Raw genomic sequence first — 14368 nt, 5'->3', positions numbered from 1 at the left:
CAGCTCGAGGTGGATCGCCTCAAGCAGACTGCCTCCAGCGATATCTATCAACTGTTTCGCAACTGCTCGCTGGCGGTGCTCAATTCCGGCAGCCATACCGACAGCTCCAAGGAGATCCTGGAGCGCTTCAAATCATTCGACATTCATGTGATCCGGCGCGAGCGCGGGGTCAAGCTGGAACTGTTCAACGCCCCCGAGCACGCGTTCGTCGATGGCGAGATCATTCGTGGTATTCAGGAGCACCTCTTCTCGGTGCTGCGCGACATTCTCTATGTCTCCAACCAGCTTGAATCGAACCGGCTGGTCAACCTCACCAATTCGACTCATATCTCCAACGTGGTGTTCGCCATCCTGCGCAACGCCAAGGTGATCCTGCCTGGCGCCGATCCCAACCTGATCGTCTGCTGGGGTGGCCACTCCATCAACGAGATCGAGTACCAGTACACCCGCGCCGTGGGCAGCGAACTGGGCTTGCGTGAGCTGAACATCTGTACCGGCTGTGGCCCTGGCGCCATGGAGGGTCCGATGAAGGGGGCCGCCGTCGGCCATGCCAAACAACGGGTACGCAACGGGCGCTACATCGGCCTGACCGAGCCCTCCATTATCGCGGCCGAACCGCCCAACCCCATCGTCAACGAGCTGGTGATCCTGCCGGATATCGAGAAACGGCTGGAAGCCTTCGTGCGCCTCGGCCATGGCATCATCATCTTCCCGGGCGGAGTCGGCACCGCCGAAGAGCTGCTCTATCTGCTCGGCATCATGATGCATCCGGCCAACGAACGACAACCCATGCCCATCATCCTGACCGGCCCGAAAGAGAGTGCCGACTACTTCCGAGCCATCGACGACTTCATCAAGGCGACCCTGGGTGAACCGGCGACCAAGCTCTACCGGATCATTGTTGGCGATGCACCGGAAGTGGCCCGAGTGATGAAGGAGGCGATGCCGAAAATCCGCGAATACCGCAAATCGGTCGGTGATGCCTACTCCTTCAACTGGTCCCTCAAGATTGAGCCGGAGTTCCAGCTCCCCTTCGAACCGGATCACGCCAGCATGGCCAGTCTGGATCTGCACCGCAACCAGCCGCCCCAGTTGCTGGCCGCCAACCTGCGTCGTGCCTTCTCCGGCATCGTCGCCGGCAACGTCAAGGAAGGGGGCATTCGCGCCATCGAGAAGAAGGGCCCCTTCAAGCTGCACGGCGACAAGGAGCTGATGCACCTGATGGACAAGCTGCTGGAGAGCTTCGTCAAGCAGCAGCGGATGAAGCTGCCGGGCAGTCAGTATGTGCCTTGCTACGAAATCGTCCGCTAGGGTACAGATACATCATTGACAGAGGGGCGCATCGGCGCCCCTCTTTATTGGCGCTATGCCTTCCCGACTGCCATCAATCCCCCATAAGGCGAGCGGTTTGTTACAATGGGGCGTCCCGACCGCCAAGAGTGCCCCATGTCAACTATCCGGCCACACCTGCTCATCATCGATGCCCTCAACCTCATTCGCCGTCTGCACGCGGTACAGGCCCAGCAGGCACTGACCCCTGCCCAGGCGCTGGTTGCAACCCGAGCCAACCTTATCAATACCTGCCGCAAGCTGCTGGCCAATAGCGAGCCAACCCATGTCATTGCCGTGTTTGATGGCGAGGTGTATAGCTGGCGCAAAGAGGTCTATCCGGCCTACAAGGAGGGGCGAACCCCCATGCCCCCTGAACTGCGCGAGGGGTTGGCGACCCTGCAGGATGCCTTCTGGGAGTGCGGGGTCGACGCTCTGCTCTCCGAGACCGATGAAGCGGATGACCTTATCGCCACCCTCGCCAGCGGCATCGCCAGCCATGGCCATCAGGCGACCATCATCTCCACCGACAAGGGGTTCTGCCAACTGATCTGCCCGCAGATCCGGGTGCGCGACTACTTCAACAAACGCTGGCTGGATGCCGCCTTCGTCCAGCAGCAATATGGGGTAGCGCCTAATCAGCTGGTCGACTTCTGGGCCCTGACCGGTATCAGCGGTTCCAATATCAAGGGGGTTCCGGGGATCGGCCCCAAGAGCGCCACCCAGCTGTTGCAGCAATATGGCAATCTGGCAGCCATGCTCGAAGCCTGCCAGCAAGAGGACGCCGCCAAGCCACTGATCAAACTGCGCCAACATCAGGATGAGGCCCTGCTGGCCCAGCGGCTGGTGCGCTTGCAGCGGGATATTCCGCTGGGATTCAACCTGCGGGACATCCGCTACCCGCCCCAGCCAGACTGAAGTGCCGAACAAAAATGCAGGCAAGGGCGTGAACCATGACGAGACTCACCCTCGCTGTTGATAAAAGTGAGTAGAATGTAAAGGAATGTGGTTGGTTTGCTGAGTAAATGCTATAAAGCAGCCCCATCCTCCCCTATACCCTGGAAGTGGAACCCTCTCATGTCCAAAAGAAAAATTACCGTGATCCCCGGCGACGGCATTGGCCCCAGCATCATTGAATCAGCCATCCAGATCCTGACCCATGCGGGCTGTGACTTTGAGTACGAATACGCTGATGCGGGTCTGGTTGCCCTCGAAAAGCATGGCGAGCTGCTGCCCCAGGCGACCCTAGATCTGATTGAGAAGAACAAGGTGAGCCTGAAAGGACCATTGACCACACCGGTCGGCGGCGGTTTTACCTCCATCAACGTCTCCCTGCGCAAGAAGTTCAACCTCTACGCCAACGTGCGCCCGGTCATCTCCTTCAAGGGCACCAGAAGCCGTTACGACAACATCGACATCATCACTGTGCGTGAAAACACCGAAGGCATGTACTCGGGCGCTGGGCAAAAGCGCAGTGATGACAACAAGAGCGCCGAGGCGATGAGCATCATCACCCGCGAAGGGGCCGAGCGCATAGTCAAGTTCGCCTTCGAGCTGGCCCGTCAGGAAGGTCGCAAGAAGGTCACCATCATCCACAAGGCGAACATCCTCAAGTCGACCTCCGGCCTGTTCCTCGAAGTGGCACGTGAAATCGCCAGCCACTACCCGGATATCCAGAGCGAAGAGATGATCGTCGATGCCGCCTGCATGAATTTGGTGATGTATCCGGAGCGTTTCGATGTCATGGTCACTACCAACCTGTTCGGCGACATCCTCTCGGATCTCTGCGCCGGTCTGGTTGGCGGTCTCGGCATGGCGCCCGGCGCCAACATCGGCGATGGCGCGGCCATCTTCGAAGCGGTCCACGGTTCTGCGCCGGACATAGCTGGCAAGAATATCGCCAACCCGACCTCGGTGATCCTCGCCTCCATTCAGATGCTGGAGTACCTCGGCATGCAGGATAAGGCAGAGCGGATCCGCGAGGCGGTACGAGCCACCATCGAATCCGGTGATCGGGTCACCCGCGATCTGGGTGGCACGGCTTCCACCAGCGAATTCACCCAAGCCATCATCGATCGCCTGTAAGCTAACCAATTGATTTTAAAAGGGAGCCTAGGCTCCCTTTTTTATATTTCCGAATCCTTTGCCACTCTCCGAACAGCAACTATGTTCAATAGAGAAGAAGAACAGGGAGTGTTTTTCATGAAGGGATACGGGTGCTATCTGGTTTCGGGTCTGATGCTGGTGTGTGGTGCTGCAAGTGCTTTCGAGCAGGATCAACAGACCCAAACCGCCAAACTGCCACAGCAGGAAAAACGGACTGCCACCGAGGTATGGCGCTCGAGCCTGAATACCAACGACCTACTCAAGGCACCCAAACCCCTGTCGTTTGGTATTGAAGTCTCCACCGACAACTTTGGTAATCAAAAGATCACCTCCTACCCGCAGCTCAATCTGACCCCGGAAAAGAGCGTCAGTCTGTCAGTTGAACGCTTTAGACCCAAGGTCAAGTTCAAGGCTGGCGGAATGAACACCGCCCTCAGGCTGAGAGGAGACGGGATAAAGATGCAATTCAATCCGGTCGACAAAACCATCCCGCTGCAGATAGAGATCAAGGTGACCGACGACGAATCCTCCCTGCGCCTCGATTACCGTTTCTGATATTTTCCGGCAGCCGAATAGCAAAAGGCCGACAGGTTTCCCTGTCGGCCTTGGTATTTATCGTACGGGCAAAACGGCTACATCACGCCTTGGGCTCGAGTTTGGAGACCCAGTACTTGTTGTAAACATGCACGGTGATCTCTTCCCGATCGTGATAGAGCTGCTTGGCCTGGATCACGAACGCGTTGTCGATCTCCTTGAGCATCTCGCGCAGCACTTCGATATTGTGTACCGATTCAGCATAACGCTTCTTCATCGGCAGCTTGAGGTTGAACATCGCCTCCTGGCAGTCGCCCTCACGGAACCAGTCCGCAATCATGTGAACGACCCGCGCCGGTTTATCGACCATGTCGCACACCAGCCAGTAGGTGTTCTTCTTGCTCGGACGCCAGACGAAACCGTCATCCCGGATATGCTTGACCTGGCCGGTATCCATCAAGGATTGGGCCATCATGCCATTGTCGACCGCCGTCACCATCATGCCACGGCGTACCAGCTGATAGGTCCAGCCACCCGGGCAGGCGCCCAGATCCACCGCCTTCATGCCTGAACAAAGACGCACATCCCACTCTTCCCGCGGCACGAAAACGTAAAACGCCTCCTCCAGCTTGAGGCTGGAGCGGCTCGGTGCATCGGCCGGGAAGCGCAAGCGCGGGATCCCCATGTGGAATCCGGAGTTGTTGAACGAATAGGAGTAGCCCAGCAACACATGATCATTGGCCATGAAGAAGGCGTGGAACACCGGACGGTTCGGCGTCTCCTTCTTGGTCAGGATCTCGTTGCTGCGCAGCGCCTGACGCAGCGGCACGGTGAACTTGCGGCAGAAGGCCGACAGCTCTTTCGCTTCGTTGGTATCCGCGGTTTCGACCCGCAGATCACCGCAAATGGTGTAGTCACTCACCGCCTCAAGGATCGGGGAGATCCTGTCCGCGACATCCAGATCCTTCAACTCATGGGTGACCACTAGCATCTGGCGGATGAAGATGAGCTCCCGGAACGGCAGCTTGCGAGCCAGCAGGTCCGCCTGCTCCTCGTCATACAGTTCGAAGATCACATAACCGCTGTCGTCCTTGACCCGGGCGAAACCGTAGCACTGCATGTTACCGGCACGCTCGGTGATCTCTGCAGCCGCCTCTTTCTCAAAACCGGGGCGGCAATAAAGCAGCAGATTATTCATTTTTTCCTCCAAGACGACAGCCAGCCCAGATCAGGGCCGTCCATCCCAACATAAAACAGAGGCCACCGGCCGGGGTAATCAACCCCAGCCCCTTGCTGCCAAGCAGCACCATGGCGTAAATACTGCCGGAGAATCCGATGATCCCCAGCACAAAGGCGGTGCCAGCCAGCTGGATCACCCTGCTGCGCACACCACACCAGCCCAGAACCAGCAGGGCCAATGCGTGAAAAAACTGATATTGCACGGCGGTATTGAACGCCGCCAGACGCTCGGGCGTAATGCCGGTCGCCGCCAATCCATGGGCGCCATAAGCCCCCAGCATGGTGGCCGTCAACCCGAAGAAACCAGCCAGTATCAGCCAATGTCGATGGATCTGCATCCTCACTCTCCCTCTCTCATCGAGGCTGGCAATCAAACCAACCCTATCGTGCTATCCGTGCCGGGCCACAAAATGGCTGATGGCCGCCGCCGCATGCTGCATATTCTCCTGCTCACTCACACCACTGGCTTTACGCGGTTTGAAACCATGATCACCATCGGTCAACCAATGGACCGATACGGCGGGTGAGAAGGGGAAATCGGCCAGTTCGGCGCGACTACCGAAGGTGTCGCGCTCCCCCTGCAACAGCAGGGTTGGCACTGCAATGTGCTTGAGTACCTCGCCTCGCCAACTGTCGGGCTTGGCCGGAGGGTGGAAAGGATACCCGAGAATGAGCAATCCTGCAGCATTCATCTCACCCTCGCCTTCACGATACAGTTCCGCCGCCATCCGCCCACCCATCGACTTGCCCGCCAGAAACAGCCGTGGATGGGCAAACTCGCGGATCATGTCGCGCCAATGGGCGAGCAGCACAGGCGCCCTGTCAGGCGGGCGGCGATTGCCATCCTGTGCTCTCCTGGTCATGTAGGCAAAGTTGAAGCGCACCACTTCGATATCCGGCCCGGCCAGCAGGCGTGACAACTCGGCAAGAAAGGGGTGATCCATCCCTGCACCTGCCCCGTGGGCCAGCAAAATGCGAACGGGGGCATCAATTGCCCCCTCGCGGATCACATCAGGCATCGGCGAGCCTTGCCCTGCGACGCGCCTCTTCCTGCTCCACCAGCTCCAGCATCCAGTCGCGGAAGGCAACGATCTTGCCCTGATCCGACTGTTGCTCCTGGCACACCAGATAGAAAGCATTTTTGCTCACCAGCACCTGCTCGAACGGGCAGATAAGGCGGCCGGCCTCAATCTCGGGTTGTGCCAGCACGCTGTGGCCAAGCGCCACCCCCTGGCCGTGGATCGCCGCCTGGATCACCATGGTGGAGTGGCTGAAGATGGGCCCCTGATTGACGTTGGGGGCATCGATATCGAGCTGGCGGAACCAGGCCTTCCAGTCGCGGCGGGAGGTATCGTGCAGCAGGGTATGAAGAGTCAAATCTTGCGGTGTACGCAGTGGCTTGGATCCCGTCAGCAGCAAGGGGGAACAGACGGGGATCAGGTATTCGGTATGCAGCTTGTCACTACGCAGACCAGGCCAGTTGCCGCGCCCGTAGTAGATGGCCACATCCACATCATCGGTGAGCGACCCTTCATCGAGATCGACCGCCTTGATCCGCACGTCGATATCGGGGTGGCGCTCGCTGAACTTGACCAGCCGCGGCACCAGCCACTGGATGGCGAAACTCGGCTGCAAACTGACAGTCAACGCCCCCTTGGCACTGCGGGCCAGCAGCTTGTCGGTCGCCTCTGAGATGGAGGCAAAGATGTCCTTGATATCCAGGAAATAGCCCTGTCCCTCTTCGGTCAGCAACAAGGAGCGGTTTTTGCGGCGGAACAGCTTGATGCCAAGATACTCCTCCAGCGCCTTGATCTGGTGACTGATGGCAGCCTGAGTCACAAACAACTCTTCTGCTGCGCGGGTAAAGCTTAAGTGACGAGCCGCAGCTTCAAACGCCTTGAGGGCATTGAGCGGGGGTAAACGACGAGACATGACACCAGCCGACGATGAGTTTTTCTAATGGGGCGCATTATAATTTGTCGGTTGCGGGTCGACCAGTGAATAAACATAATTCGCCCAGCAATCAGTCGTCATATGGCTCACATTTTCTACTACGTGTTGGTTTACATGTGTTTTTAGTGAGTCTTTCGACTGTGATTGTGGTGTTGTGTTTCTTCCTCTGCGGGAAGAGGGGCTCAAATCTCACCGGTTTGACCCAGTCTGTCATCTGAATGTGTTTGGCGCCTCCAGCTGGATGGCGCCTTTTTTCATCCCTTCTATACCTTGAACTGACCCACCAGCTGCTGCTGTTTGTCCGCCAGCGCAGAGAGCTCGCGACCATTTTCGGCGGAGGTCGCCGCCTCGGCCCGAATGGTGTGGCTCACATCGCGAATATTGCTGACATTGCGGTTGATCTCGTCTGCTACCCGACTCTGCTCCTGCGCCGCCCGGGCAATCTGCTCGTTCATCTGATGGATGGTGGAGACCGACTGGATGATCTGCTCCAGCACCTGTACCGAGAGATCTACCTTGGCAAGCGTCTCGTCAGCTTGGTCATGACCATCGCGGATCGCATTGACCACAGCACCAGTACCTGATTGCAGCTGGCTGATCAGGTTCTGGATCTCGACAATGGCATTCTGGGTACGACCTGCCAGATTGCGCACTTCATCGGCCACCACGGCAAAACCTCTCCCCTGTTCACCGGCTCGCGCCGCTTCAATGGCCGCATTGAGTGCCAACAGGTTGGTCTGCTCGGCAATCCCCTGGATTACGATGAGGATGTCATTGATGTTGCCGCTGTTGGCCGAGAGATGCTCGGCTACCGGCTGGGCATCATTGATGATGGTCATCAGCTTGCGCATCGCCTCCTGGGTGTCAGCCACCACATACTTGCCTTCTTGCGCCGCGGCATCCGTCGTGTTGGCGGCAGTGACGGCTGCGCTGGCATTGCCCGACACCTGCATAGCCGTGGCACTCAGCTCTTCAAATGCCGTCGCCACCAGATCGATCTCCTGATACTGGGCCTGCATGCCGCTGCTGGTGCGCTCAGCCACTTGCGCGGCTCGCTCGGCACTGTTGCGCGTACCGGAGACGGTATCAATCACCTGACTGATGGTGGATTGCAACTTGTTGAGGAAGCTGTTGAACCACTTGGCCAGCTCACCAATCTCGTCTTGCCGCTGGATCTCGATACGCTGGGTCAAATCCCCCTCACCACTGGCGATATCCTTGAGGCGGGCAACTACAGCGCGGATGGGTGCCACAATCTGGCGCGCCATCAACCAGATAAAACTCAGGGCCACCAGCGAGATCAGCACCCCGATCGACAGCTGCGAGACCACGCTGCGATTGGCTTCACTGGCCAACTCATCTTGCAGTTGCTGGGCCGAAGCCAGTACTACGGCCCGTGGCAATTCAATGTAGATGCCCCATTTACGGTCGGTGCCACGTATGGATACCGGGACAAAGGTCTGCAACAGGGTGCCATCGCTGCTCCAGCGAGTCAGCTCCTGACCCTGACTGAGCCAGCCTTTCAGCTCGCTGGCCAGCCCCTGATACTTCTGATCCAGCCCACGCCCCATGGTCACATCGAACTCATCGGCTCCCGCCACGCGCCCCTCGTGACTGACCAGCAAGATTCTGCCCTTGCCGTCATAGAGCTCCTTGTCCATGGTACTGACCAGACTCTGCAAAGTGGCCAGCGAGATATCGACCCCGACCATCCCCAGCAAGGTCTCCTGCTCCAATAGCGGGACCGTCACCGAGGTCATCAATATCTGTTTATCGCCCACATCGTCCAGATAGGGCTCCAGCAGGCAGAGGGCACGGGTGCGAATGCTGCAGCGATACCACTCGTTTTCGATGCCACCAGCCTCGGTCGGGCTCTCATCGGCCAGTACATCCTCATTCTGCACTTCCGGTTCTATCTTGCCGTTGTCATAGGCCCAGTAACTGGAAAAACGCCCCTTGTCGTTGGAACCCAGCGCCGTGGAGCCCTGATAGTTGCTGTCTTCCCCATCCAGCTGGTCAGGCTCGAACACCGCATAGACACCAAGCAGATTGGTCGATGAGGCAACGGCATCGTGCAATTGCTGATTGACGGCGCTGCGCAGCGCCTCCGAATGGACAAAGTTCTCGGCCGCATTCTTGCGCTGGAACAACACGCTCTCTGCCAGCAAACTGGCGCGGAAATAGGCCTCATCGAGATAGCTGGTCACCTTGGCCGCCTGCTCCGAGCCCATCGCCTTCATCCAGTTCTCGGCAGACTGCTGCGCCTCGTGCATGGTGGCTTGCCGCACCTGCTGTTGCATCTTGTTCGCGTTGTAAATCGAAGAGGCAACCAGAGCGGCGGCTGTCACCAACAGACAGCAACCGGCGATCAGGGTAATCCGACCCTGGACAGAAAGAGCGCTCATGCCAATATTCCTACGTCATACAGATATGGATAGATTATCGACTTTATAAACAAAAACTTAACTCTCTCACAGCAAATCCAGCGAGAGTTGATTAACTTCACCCTCTTTTGGCAAACCCACCACCAAGCCCAGCAGGCGAACCGAACGCCCTTGCGCCCGCTGTAGCCCCTCTTTGAGCAGGGGAACGAACAAGGCTGGCTGATAGCCACCCTGACTGCGATAGACGGTGGTCTGGTGGAAATCGGCAAACTTGAGCTTAATCCCCTGCCCCATCACCTGCTCGGCAGGACACGCCAGCTGAAATCGCCGCTCCAGCTCCGGCAGCAGTTGCTGCAATACCGTCAGGCAGGCGGCTTCGTCACAAACATCGCTCGCCAGGGTGGTCTCCACCCCGATGGTTTTGCGGATCCGGTGCGCCTGCACCGGCTGTTCATCCAGCCCCCAGATCCGGGTCGTCAGCATCTCCCCCAGCTTGCCAAAACGACTGCACAGCTCTTGTGCCGACAAGGCCCGCGCATCCTCACAGGTGTAGAGCCCCTGAGCCTCCAGCCGCTCGGCGGTCTTGCGCCCCACCCCGGGCAGTTTGCCGAGTGGCAACTGGCAGACAAATTCGGCCACTTCGTCGGGACGAATGACAAACAGACCATCAGGCTTGCGCTGCTCCGAGGCGATCTTGGCGAGAAACTTGTTGGGGGCCACTCCGGCCGAGGCGGTCAATCCCAGTTCGGTGACGATGGCTTGCCGGATCTCTTGCGCCATCAGGGTGGCGCTGCCGCCACAGCAGCGACTGTGGGTCACATCGAGGTAAGCCTCATCCAGCGACAGCGGTTCAACCTGATCGGTATAGCGGAGGAAAATGGCCCTGAGCTGACGGGAGATATCCTTGTACACCGCCATTCGCCCAGGGATCAGTACCAGCGGCGGGCAGAGTTTTTTCGCCAGCGCGCTCGGCATGGCGGAGCGCACCCCGAATCGGCGCGCCACATAGTTGCAGGTCGAGATGACGCCGCGCCGCTCGGAGGCCCCACCGATGGCGAGCGGCACCTCCCGCAAGGCAGGGTTGTCCCGCATCTCCACCGCGGCAAAAAAGCAGTCCATGTCGATATGGATGATCTTACGCATACCACTGTATAAATAAACAGACACGGTACCATCTTACCCCAAGGATAAGCACAGCTCTATCTCTCTCGTTACGGCTAAAATAGTAGACTCCAAGGAGACCTTTACTACCACAATGACAAGGAGCGTTCGGGATGAAATATGTTTGGTTGGGACTCTGTTTGCTGCCGTTGACCGGCATCGGCAAGAACAACCCGACGGCAGAGTGCCGCTGGCTGTACGACCGGATTGAGATACTGGAACAGGCCATCAAGAAAGGGGACACACTCGGCACAGAGCAAGAGTTGTCACGCTGGCGTGAAGAGTTTCGCAAGAAGAAGTGCAAACAGTACGACTACTGAGCCGGACAAGATGGCGTGACCGACAACGGCAGATAACAAACGGGCCCCGATCAAAACGCTCGGGGCCCGTTTTTCAAAGCATGGCCAGCTTGATTCTGCAGCAGAGTGCGCTCAAGGCAGCACCATAGGGCCAGCAACAGTGGCAGCCACCTCATCCCCACGCAGCACCCGGACCAGTTCAAGCGCAAACTCGATGGCACTGCCCGGCCCCTGGCTGGTGATAAGGCGATGAGCCTCATCCCTGACTACCCGCTCATCTGACAGCTGCGATGTCGGTAGTCGGGGCTGAAAGCCGGGATGACAGGTAACGATGGCATCACCCAGCAGAGCATGATGTTGCAACACCACCACAGGGGCGGCGCAGATGGCAGCACGCCAGCGACCAAGAGCGGCCTGCTCTTTGAGCAGATCGATGGCCAGCGGGGTATCGCGGATCACTTCGCTGCCGGGCAGACCACCGGGTACCACGATGGCTTCAAAGTCCCGACGGGTCAGCTCGTCGATATGACAATCGGCCACCAGCTGTACCCCGCGCGACGCTTTTACCTGCCGGGATCCGGCAGGGCAGCAAGAGGCCAGCACCACCTCGATGCTGGCGCGCACCAGGGTATCGACAATGGCGACCGTCTCTATCTCTTCCGACCCGGGGGCCACCAGCACCAGTACACTCACGTTCGCCTCCTTGCAGCTTGCTCTGCCATGTAGAAGATCAGACGGCCTGACTCTTCTCTTTGATTGCCTGATAGAGACCCTGATTGACCGGTACGGCGATGCCATGCCGGGCTGCCTTGGCCAGCAGGAAGCCGGTGATGGCCTCAATCTCGGTCTCGCGTCCCAGCTCCATATCCTGATGCATGGAGGAGTAATTGTCAGCGGTCAGTTCCACCACTGTCATCACCCGACGTTGCAACTCCTCTGCCGTGGTCGCAACTCCTTCGGCACACATCACATCCGCCACTTCCACGCAGATCTGCTGCAGGGCATCGGCAAAACGGGGGCCAGCCAGCTCGCCATTTTTCAACTTGTAGAGGGCCGTCAGGGGATTGATGGCACAGTTGATGGCAAGCTTTTGCCACTGGCGCGTCAATACCTGCTCATCCCAACCAGCCTGACCCAGTGCCAGCGCCAGCTCGTCCGCGAGCGCGGCATGGGCCTTGGCGGCATCGTTGATCGGGCCAAGCCAGGTTTCCCCCTTGCCAGTATGACGGAAGACAAAATGGCCGCACTGCATGGCGCCATGGCTGGTGACACCGGCAATCACCGGATTGTGCGGGAACATCTCGACCACCTGCTCGGCAATGCCCATCCCGTTGTGCAGCAGCACGATTGGCACGCCGGCATCCAGATTGCTCACCAGCGGTGTCAGTGCGGCAATCACCTGACTGGCCTTGGTCATCACCAGCAGACGCTGGATCTTGCCGGGTTTGCTGACAAATCCGCGCTCGATATTGAGCAGCTGGACATGCCCCTCCAGCGAGGTGAAATCGATCCCCGGATGGAGCGTGGACTTATGATGTTCGCGCAACAAGACACGGGTGGATTGACCACTCTGGGTCAGCAGGGAGGCAAAAACGCCGCCGAGGGCGCCACAACCCAACAGTGACCACTTCGGAGTAACGGGTGGAATAACGGGCTGTCGGGAATTTTTTAATCCGCTTGGCATGGTGTGACTCTGTCAGGGTAAGGGTTGCAATCCTCTCAACCTGTTACCGGGGATAAGTGAAGATGTCGCTGGTGGACACTAACGGGTCCACCCGTCCTGTGCGCAGGGGATTCTAGCAGAGCAACCCCATCAAAATCAGCAAATTTGCCCGTTTTCTGGTAGATTTGCCCCCCGATAACGCAACATGAGGAGCTTTGGCTATGCCGTCATTCGATATTGTCTCTGAAGTCAAAATGAACGAGGTGTTGAACGCAGTCGACAACGCCAATCGTGAACTGGCCACCCGTTTCGATTTTCGTGGGGTAGAAGCCAGCTTCGAGTTGAACAAGGAAGAGGTAAAACTGGAAGCCGATGCCGATTTCCAGCTCAAGCAGATGGTCGAAATCCTGCGCGGTGCCCTGCTCAAGCGCAACATCGAAAACAGCTCCATGGAAGTGGGTGACTCCGTTCACTCCGGCAAACGCTTCCACCTGACCGTCAAGTTCAAACAGGGGATCGAGAAAGAGATCGCCAAGAAGCTGGTCAAGCTGATCAAGGACTCCAAAATCAAGGTACAGGTCGCCATCCAGGGTGATGAAGTACGTGTCACCGGCAAGAAGCGTGACGATCTGCAAGAGACCATGGCACTGGTCCGTGGCGCCGACCTGGGCCAACCGATGCAGTTTCAGAATTTCCGCGACTGATGATGGGAGAGAAGGGCTCTCCCTTCTCCTCTTCTTTAATCGTCCGAGCATAAAAAAACCGGAGCAAATGCTCCGGTTTTTTGTTCCCCAAGTTTTATTAGAACTTGTAGGTAACAGAGAAGTAGTGGCTGAAGCCGGTGCTCTTCCACGGGGTACCGTCGTAGGCTTTGGAGCCATCTTTGGTACCGTAGGCATCCATGAAATACTTCAGGCCATAACCAACCGCGTAGCGATCGGAGTGCCAGTAGATACCGTGGAAGGTGGCCAGGTTGTCGCTGGTACGGTCAGCACGGTCATGGGTATCCAGGCCGAATTGATAATCCAGATAACCCTGGTAGGAGACAAAGCTGCCATTGCCGAAGGTATAGAAAGGCTTGAACCAGTTCATGGAGAACTGATAACCGTTCCACTCACCTTCTTCTTCGGTGAAGAACTGGTTCTCGGTGGCGTGACGTGCATACAGGTTCATGCCAACCTTGCCAAACCAGGGAACCATCACATCGGCACCCAGACCCAGCTGGTTTTCCATCTGCTTGTCACCAACGTTGTTCAGGTTGGCAATGTAAAGCTCTTGCACAGGACCAAAGGAGAGATCTTTACCTGTCAGCGCATCCAGAGACATACGCGGTGCAAACTTCATGAACAGGTTCTGACCATGGTGTTTATTGCTGTGACGGGAGTCGAAAATATCGAATACGTCGACGTAACCGTACAGGTCAAACAGGCCGGAGCGACCACCGAACTCCATCTCAAAATAGGTATCGTTGTAGTCCTCTTCACCGGTAGTGAAAGGGCGCTGGTCGATGGTGTGCATGACGTTGAACTGCATCCACTTGTAGTCATTCTTGTGGATATCACCGCTGTAGTCAGCAGCAAAGGCTGGAGTTGCGGCAGCAGCCAGCAGACCGGTAGCGATCAGAGTCTTGGTAAATTTGGCCATTTTATTGGTCTCTTGTGCGTTAGTTGAGGTTTTCCGTAGCCTGCCCACAAGGAGCG

The 14368-nt window shown here is 57.7% G+C and carries 15 protein-coding genes; 6 read left to right on the top strand and 9 right to left on the bottom strand.

Annotated elements, in window-relative coordinates:
- From ppnN to G5358_RS17090, 4 genes are all read left to right on the top strand, one after another.
- Positions 1-1311 (top strand): nucleotide 5'-monophosphate nucleosidase PpnN (gene ppnN, locus G5358_RS17105; protein ID WP_421324570.1); only part of this gene is annotated, 1311 nt, incomplete at its 5' end.
- A 135-nt stretch (positions 1312-1446) separates the two neighbouring features.
- Positions 1447-2247 (top strand): flap endonuclease Xni, encoded by an 801-nt coding sequence (xni, locus tag G5358_RS17100; RefSeq protein ID WP_421324569.1) that lies wholly within the window; start codon positions 1447-1449, stop codon positions 2245-2247.
- 159 nt (positions 2248-2406) lie between these two features.
- Complete coding sequence (locus G5358_RS17095; protein ID WP_005349723.1) at positions 2407-3414, top strand: isocitrate dehydrogenase; 1008 nt, start codon at positions 2407-2409, stop codon at positions 3412-3414.
- 117 nt (positions 3415-3531) lie between these two features.
- Positions 3532-3990: a hypothetical protein gene (locus G5358_RS17090; RefSeq protein WP_136501476.1), complete on the top strand. Its 459-nt coding sequence runs from the start codon at positions 3532-3534 to the stop codon at positions 3988-3990.
- A gap of 82 nt (positions 3991-4072) precedes the next feature.
- On the opposite strand, the gene rlmM is transcribed toward G5358_RS17090, so the two are convergent.
- The 6 genes from rlmM to dinB form a co-directional block, all read right to left on the bottom strand.
- Positions 4073-5167, bottom strand: coding sequence for a 23S rRNA (cytidine(2498)-2'-O)-methyltransferase RlmM (gene rlmM, locus G5358_RS17085; protein WP_005338617.1), 1095 nt, complete (start codon positions 5165-5167; stop codon positions 4073-4075).
- Complete coding sequence (locus tag G5358_RS17080) at positions 5160-5546, bottom strand: DUF423 domain-containing protein (RefSeq protein WP_216951896.1); 387 nt, start codon at positions 5544-5546, stop codon at positions 5160-5162. The genes rlmM and G5358_RS17080 overlap by 8 nt, the downstream gene beginning before the upstream one ends.
- A gap of 51 nt (positions 5547-5597) precedes the next feature.
- Positions 5598-6227 carry an alpha/beta family hydrolase gene (locus G5358_RS17075; protein ID WP_421324568.1) on the bottom strand — a complete coding sequence of 210 codons (630 nt, stop codon included), beginning with the start codon at positions 6225-6227 and terminating at the stop codon, positions 5598-5600.
- Entirely contained in the window at positions 6220-7140 is a 921-nt protein-coding gene (locus G5358_RS17070; RefSeq protein WP_185227590.1) for a transcriptional regulator GcvA, read from the bottom strand. The genes G5358_RS17075 and G5358_RS17070 overlap by 8 nt, the downstream gene beginning before the upstream one ends.
- A gap of 284 nt (positions 7141-7424) precedes the next feature.
- Positions 7425-9566 (bottom strand): methyl-accepting chemotaxis protein, encoded by a 2142-nt coding sequence (locus G5358_RS17065; protein ID WP_421324567.1) that lies wholly within the window; start codon positions 9564-9566, stop codon positions 7425-7427.
- A 66-nt stretch (positions 9567-9632) separates the two neighbouring features.
- Complete coding sequence (gene dinB / locus G5358_RS17060; RefSeq protein WP_421324566.1) at positions 9633-10688, bottom strand: DNA polymerase IV; 1056 nt, start codon at positions 10686-10688, stop codon at positions 9633-9635.
- Positions 10689-10819: 131 nt separating this feature from the next.
- On the opposite strand from dinB, the gene G5358_RS17055 reads away from it, so the two are divergent.
- Complete coding sequence (locus tag G5358_RS17055) at positions 10820-11026, top strand: hypothetical protein (RefSeq protein ID WP_421324564.1); 207 nt, start codon at positions 10820-10822, stop codon at positions 11024-11026.
- Positions 11027-11137: 111 nt separating this feature from the next.
- Here G5358_RS17055 and G5358_RS17050 read toward each other — a convergent pair whose 3' ends face one another.
- Together G5358_RS17050 and G5358_RS17045 are read right to left on the bottom strand one after the other, a co-directional pair.
- The gene (locus tag G5358_RS17050; RefSeq protein WP_421324562.1) at positions 11138-11698 is read right to left on the bottom strand and encodes a DJ-1 family glyoxalase III; all 561 of its coding nucleotides are present in this window, start codon (positions 11696-11698) and stop codon (positions 11138-11140) included.
- A 37-nt stretch (positions 11699-11735) separates the two neighbouring features.
- On the bottom strand, positions 11736-12689 hold the full coding sequence (locus G5358_RS17045) for a ketopantoate reductase family protein (RefSeq protein ID WP_421324561.1): 954 nt from the start codon (positions 12687-12689) through the stop codon (positions 11736-11738).
- A 200-nt stretch (positions 12690-12889) separates the two neighbouring features.
- Here G5358_RS17045 and G5358_RS17040 point away from each other — a divergent pair, with 200 nt between their 5' ends.
- Positions 12890-13372, top strand: a complete 483-nt coding sequence (locus tag G5358_RS17040; protein ID WP_216951900.1) for a YajQ family cyclic di-GMP-binding protein — start codon at positions 12890-12892, stop codon at positions 13370-13372.
- A gap of 97 nt (positions 13373-13469) precedes the next feature.
- Here the strand turns inward: G5358_RS17040 and G5358_RS17035 are convergent, their stop codons facing one another.
- On the bottom strand, positions 13470-14312 hold the full coding sequence (locus G5358_RS17035) for an outer membrane protein OmpK (protein WP_216951901.1): 843 nt from the start codon (positions 14310-14312) through the stop codon (positions 13470-13472).
- Between the last annotated feature and the right edge of the window lie 56 nt (positions 14313-14368).

Origin of the sequence: Aeromonas sp. 604176 (assembly GCF_049170755.1) — a bacterium.
Lineage (GTDB): Bacteria > Pseudomonadota > Gammaproteobacteria > Enterobacterales > Aeromonadaceae > Aeromonas > Aeromonas veronii_A.
Note: the sequence above shows the minus strand (reverse complement) of the source record. Positions and strands in the feature narration are given on the sequence as shown.

What these genes read in the sequence shown, in the direction of transcription:
- G5358_RS17070 (WP_185227590.1), bottom strand. Translation starts at nt 7,140, where the DNA reads ATGTCTCGTCGTTTACCCCCGCTCAATGCCCTCAAGGCGTTTGAAGCT.
- xni (WP_421324569.1), top strand. Translation starts at nt 1,447, where the DNA reads ATGTCAACTATCCGGCCACACCTGCTCATCATCGATGCCCTCAACCTC.
- G5358_RS17090 (WP_136501476.1), top strand. Translation starts at nt 3,532, where the DNA reads ATGAAGGGATACGGGTGCTATCTGGTTTCGGGTCTGATGCTGGTGTGT.
- G5358_RS17065 (WP_421324567.1), bottom strand. Translation starts at nt 9,566, where the DNA reads ATGAGCGCTCTTTCTGTCCAGGGTCGGATTACCCTGATCGCCGGTTGC.
- G5358_RS17075 (WP_421324568.1), bottom strand. Translation starts at nt 6,227, where the DNA reads ATGCCTGATGTGATCCGCGAGGGGGCAATTGATGCCCCCGTTCGCATT.
- G5358_RS17040 (WP_216951900.1), top strand. Translation starts at nt 12,890, where the DNA reads ATGCCGTCATTCGATATTGTCTCTGAAGTCAAAATGAACGAGGTGTTG.
- G5358_RS17035 (WP_216951901.1), bottom strand. Translation starts at nt 14,312, where the DNA reads ATGGCCAAATTTACCAAGACTCTGATCGCTACCGGTCTGCTGGCTGCT.
- G5358_RS17055 (WP_421324564.1), top strand. Translation starts at nt 10,820, where the DNA reads ATGAAATATGTTTGGTTGGGACTCTGTTTGCTGCCGTTGACCGGCATC.
- dinB (WP_421324566.1), bottom strand. Translation starts at nt 10,688, where the DNA reads ATGCGTAAGATCATCCATATCGACATGGACTGCTTTTTTGCCGCGGTG.
- G5358_RS17080 (WP_216951896.1), bottom strand. Translation starts at nt 5,546, where the DNA reads ATGCAGATCCATCGACATTGGCTGATACTGGCTGGTTTCTTCGGGTTG.
- G5358_RS17045 (WP_421324561.1), bottom strand. Translation starts at nt 12,689, where the DNA reads ATGCCAAGCGGATTAAAAAATTCCCGACAGCCCGTTATTCCACCCGTT.
- G5358_RS17095 (WP_005349723.1), top strand. Translation starts at nt 2,407, where the DNA reads ATGTCCAAAAGAAAAATTACCGTGATCCCCGGCGACGGCATTGGCCCC.
- rlmM (WP_005338617.1), bottom strand. Translation starts at nt 5,167, where the DNA reads ATGAATAATCTGCTGCTTTATTGCCGCCCCGGTTTTGAGAAAGAGGCG.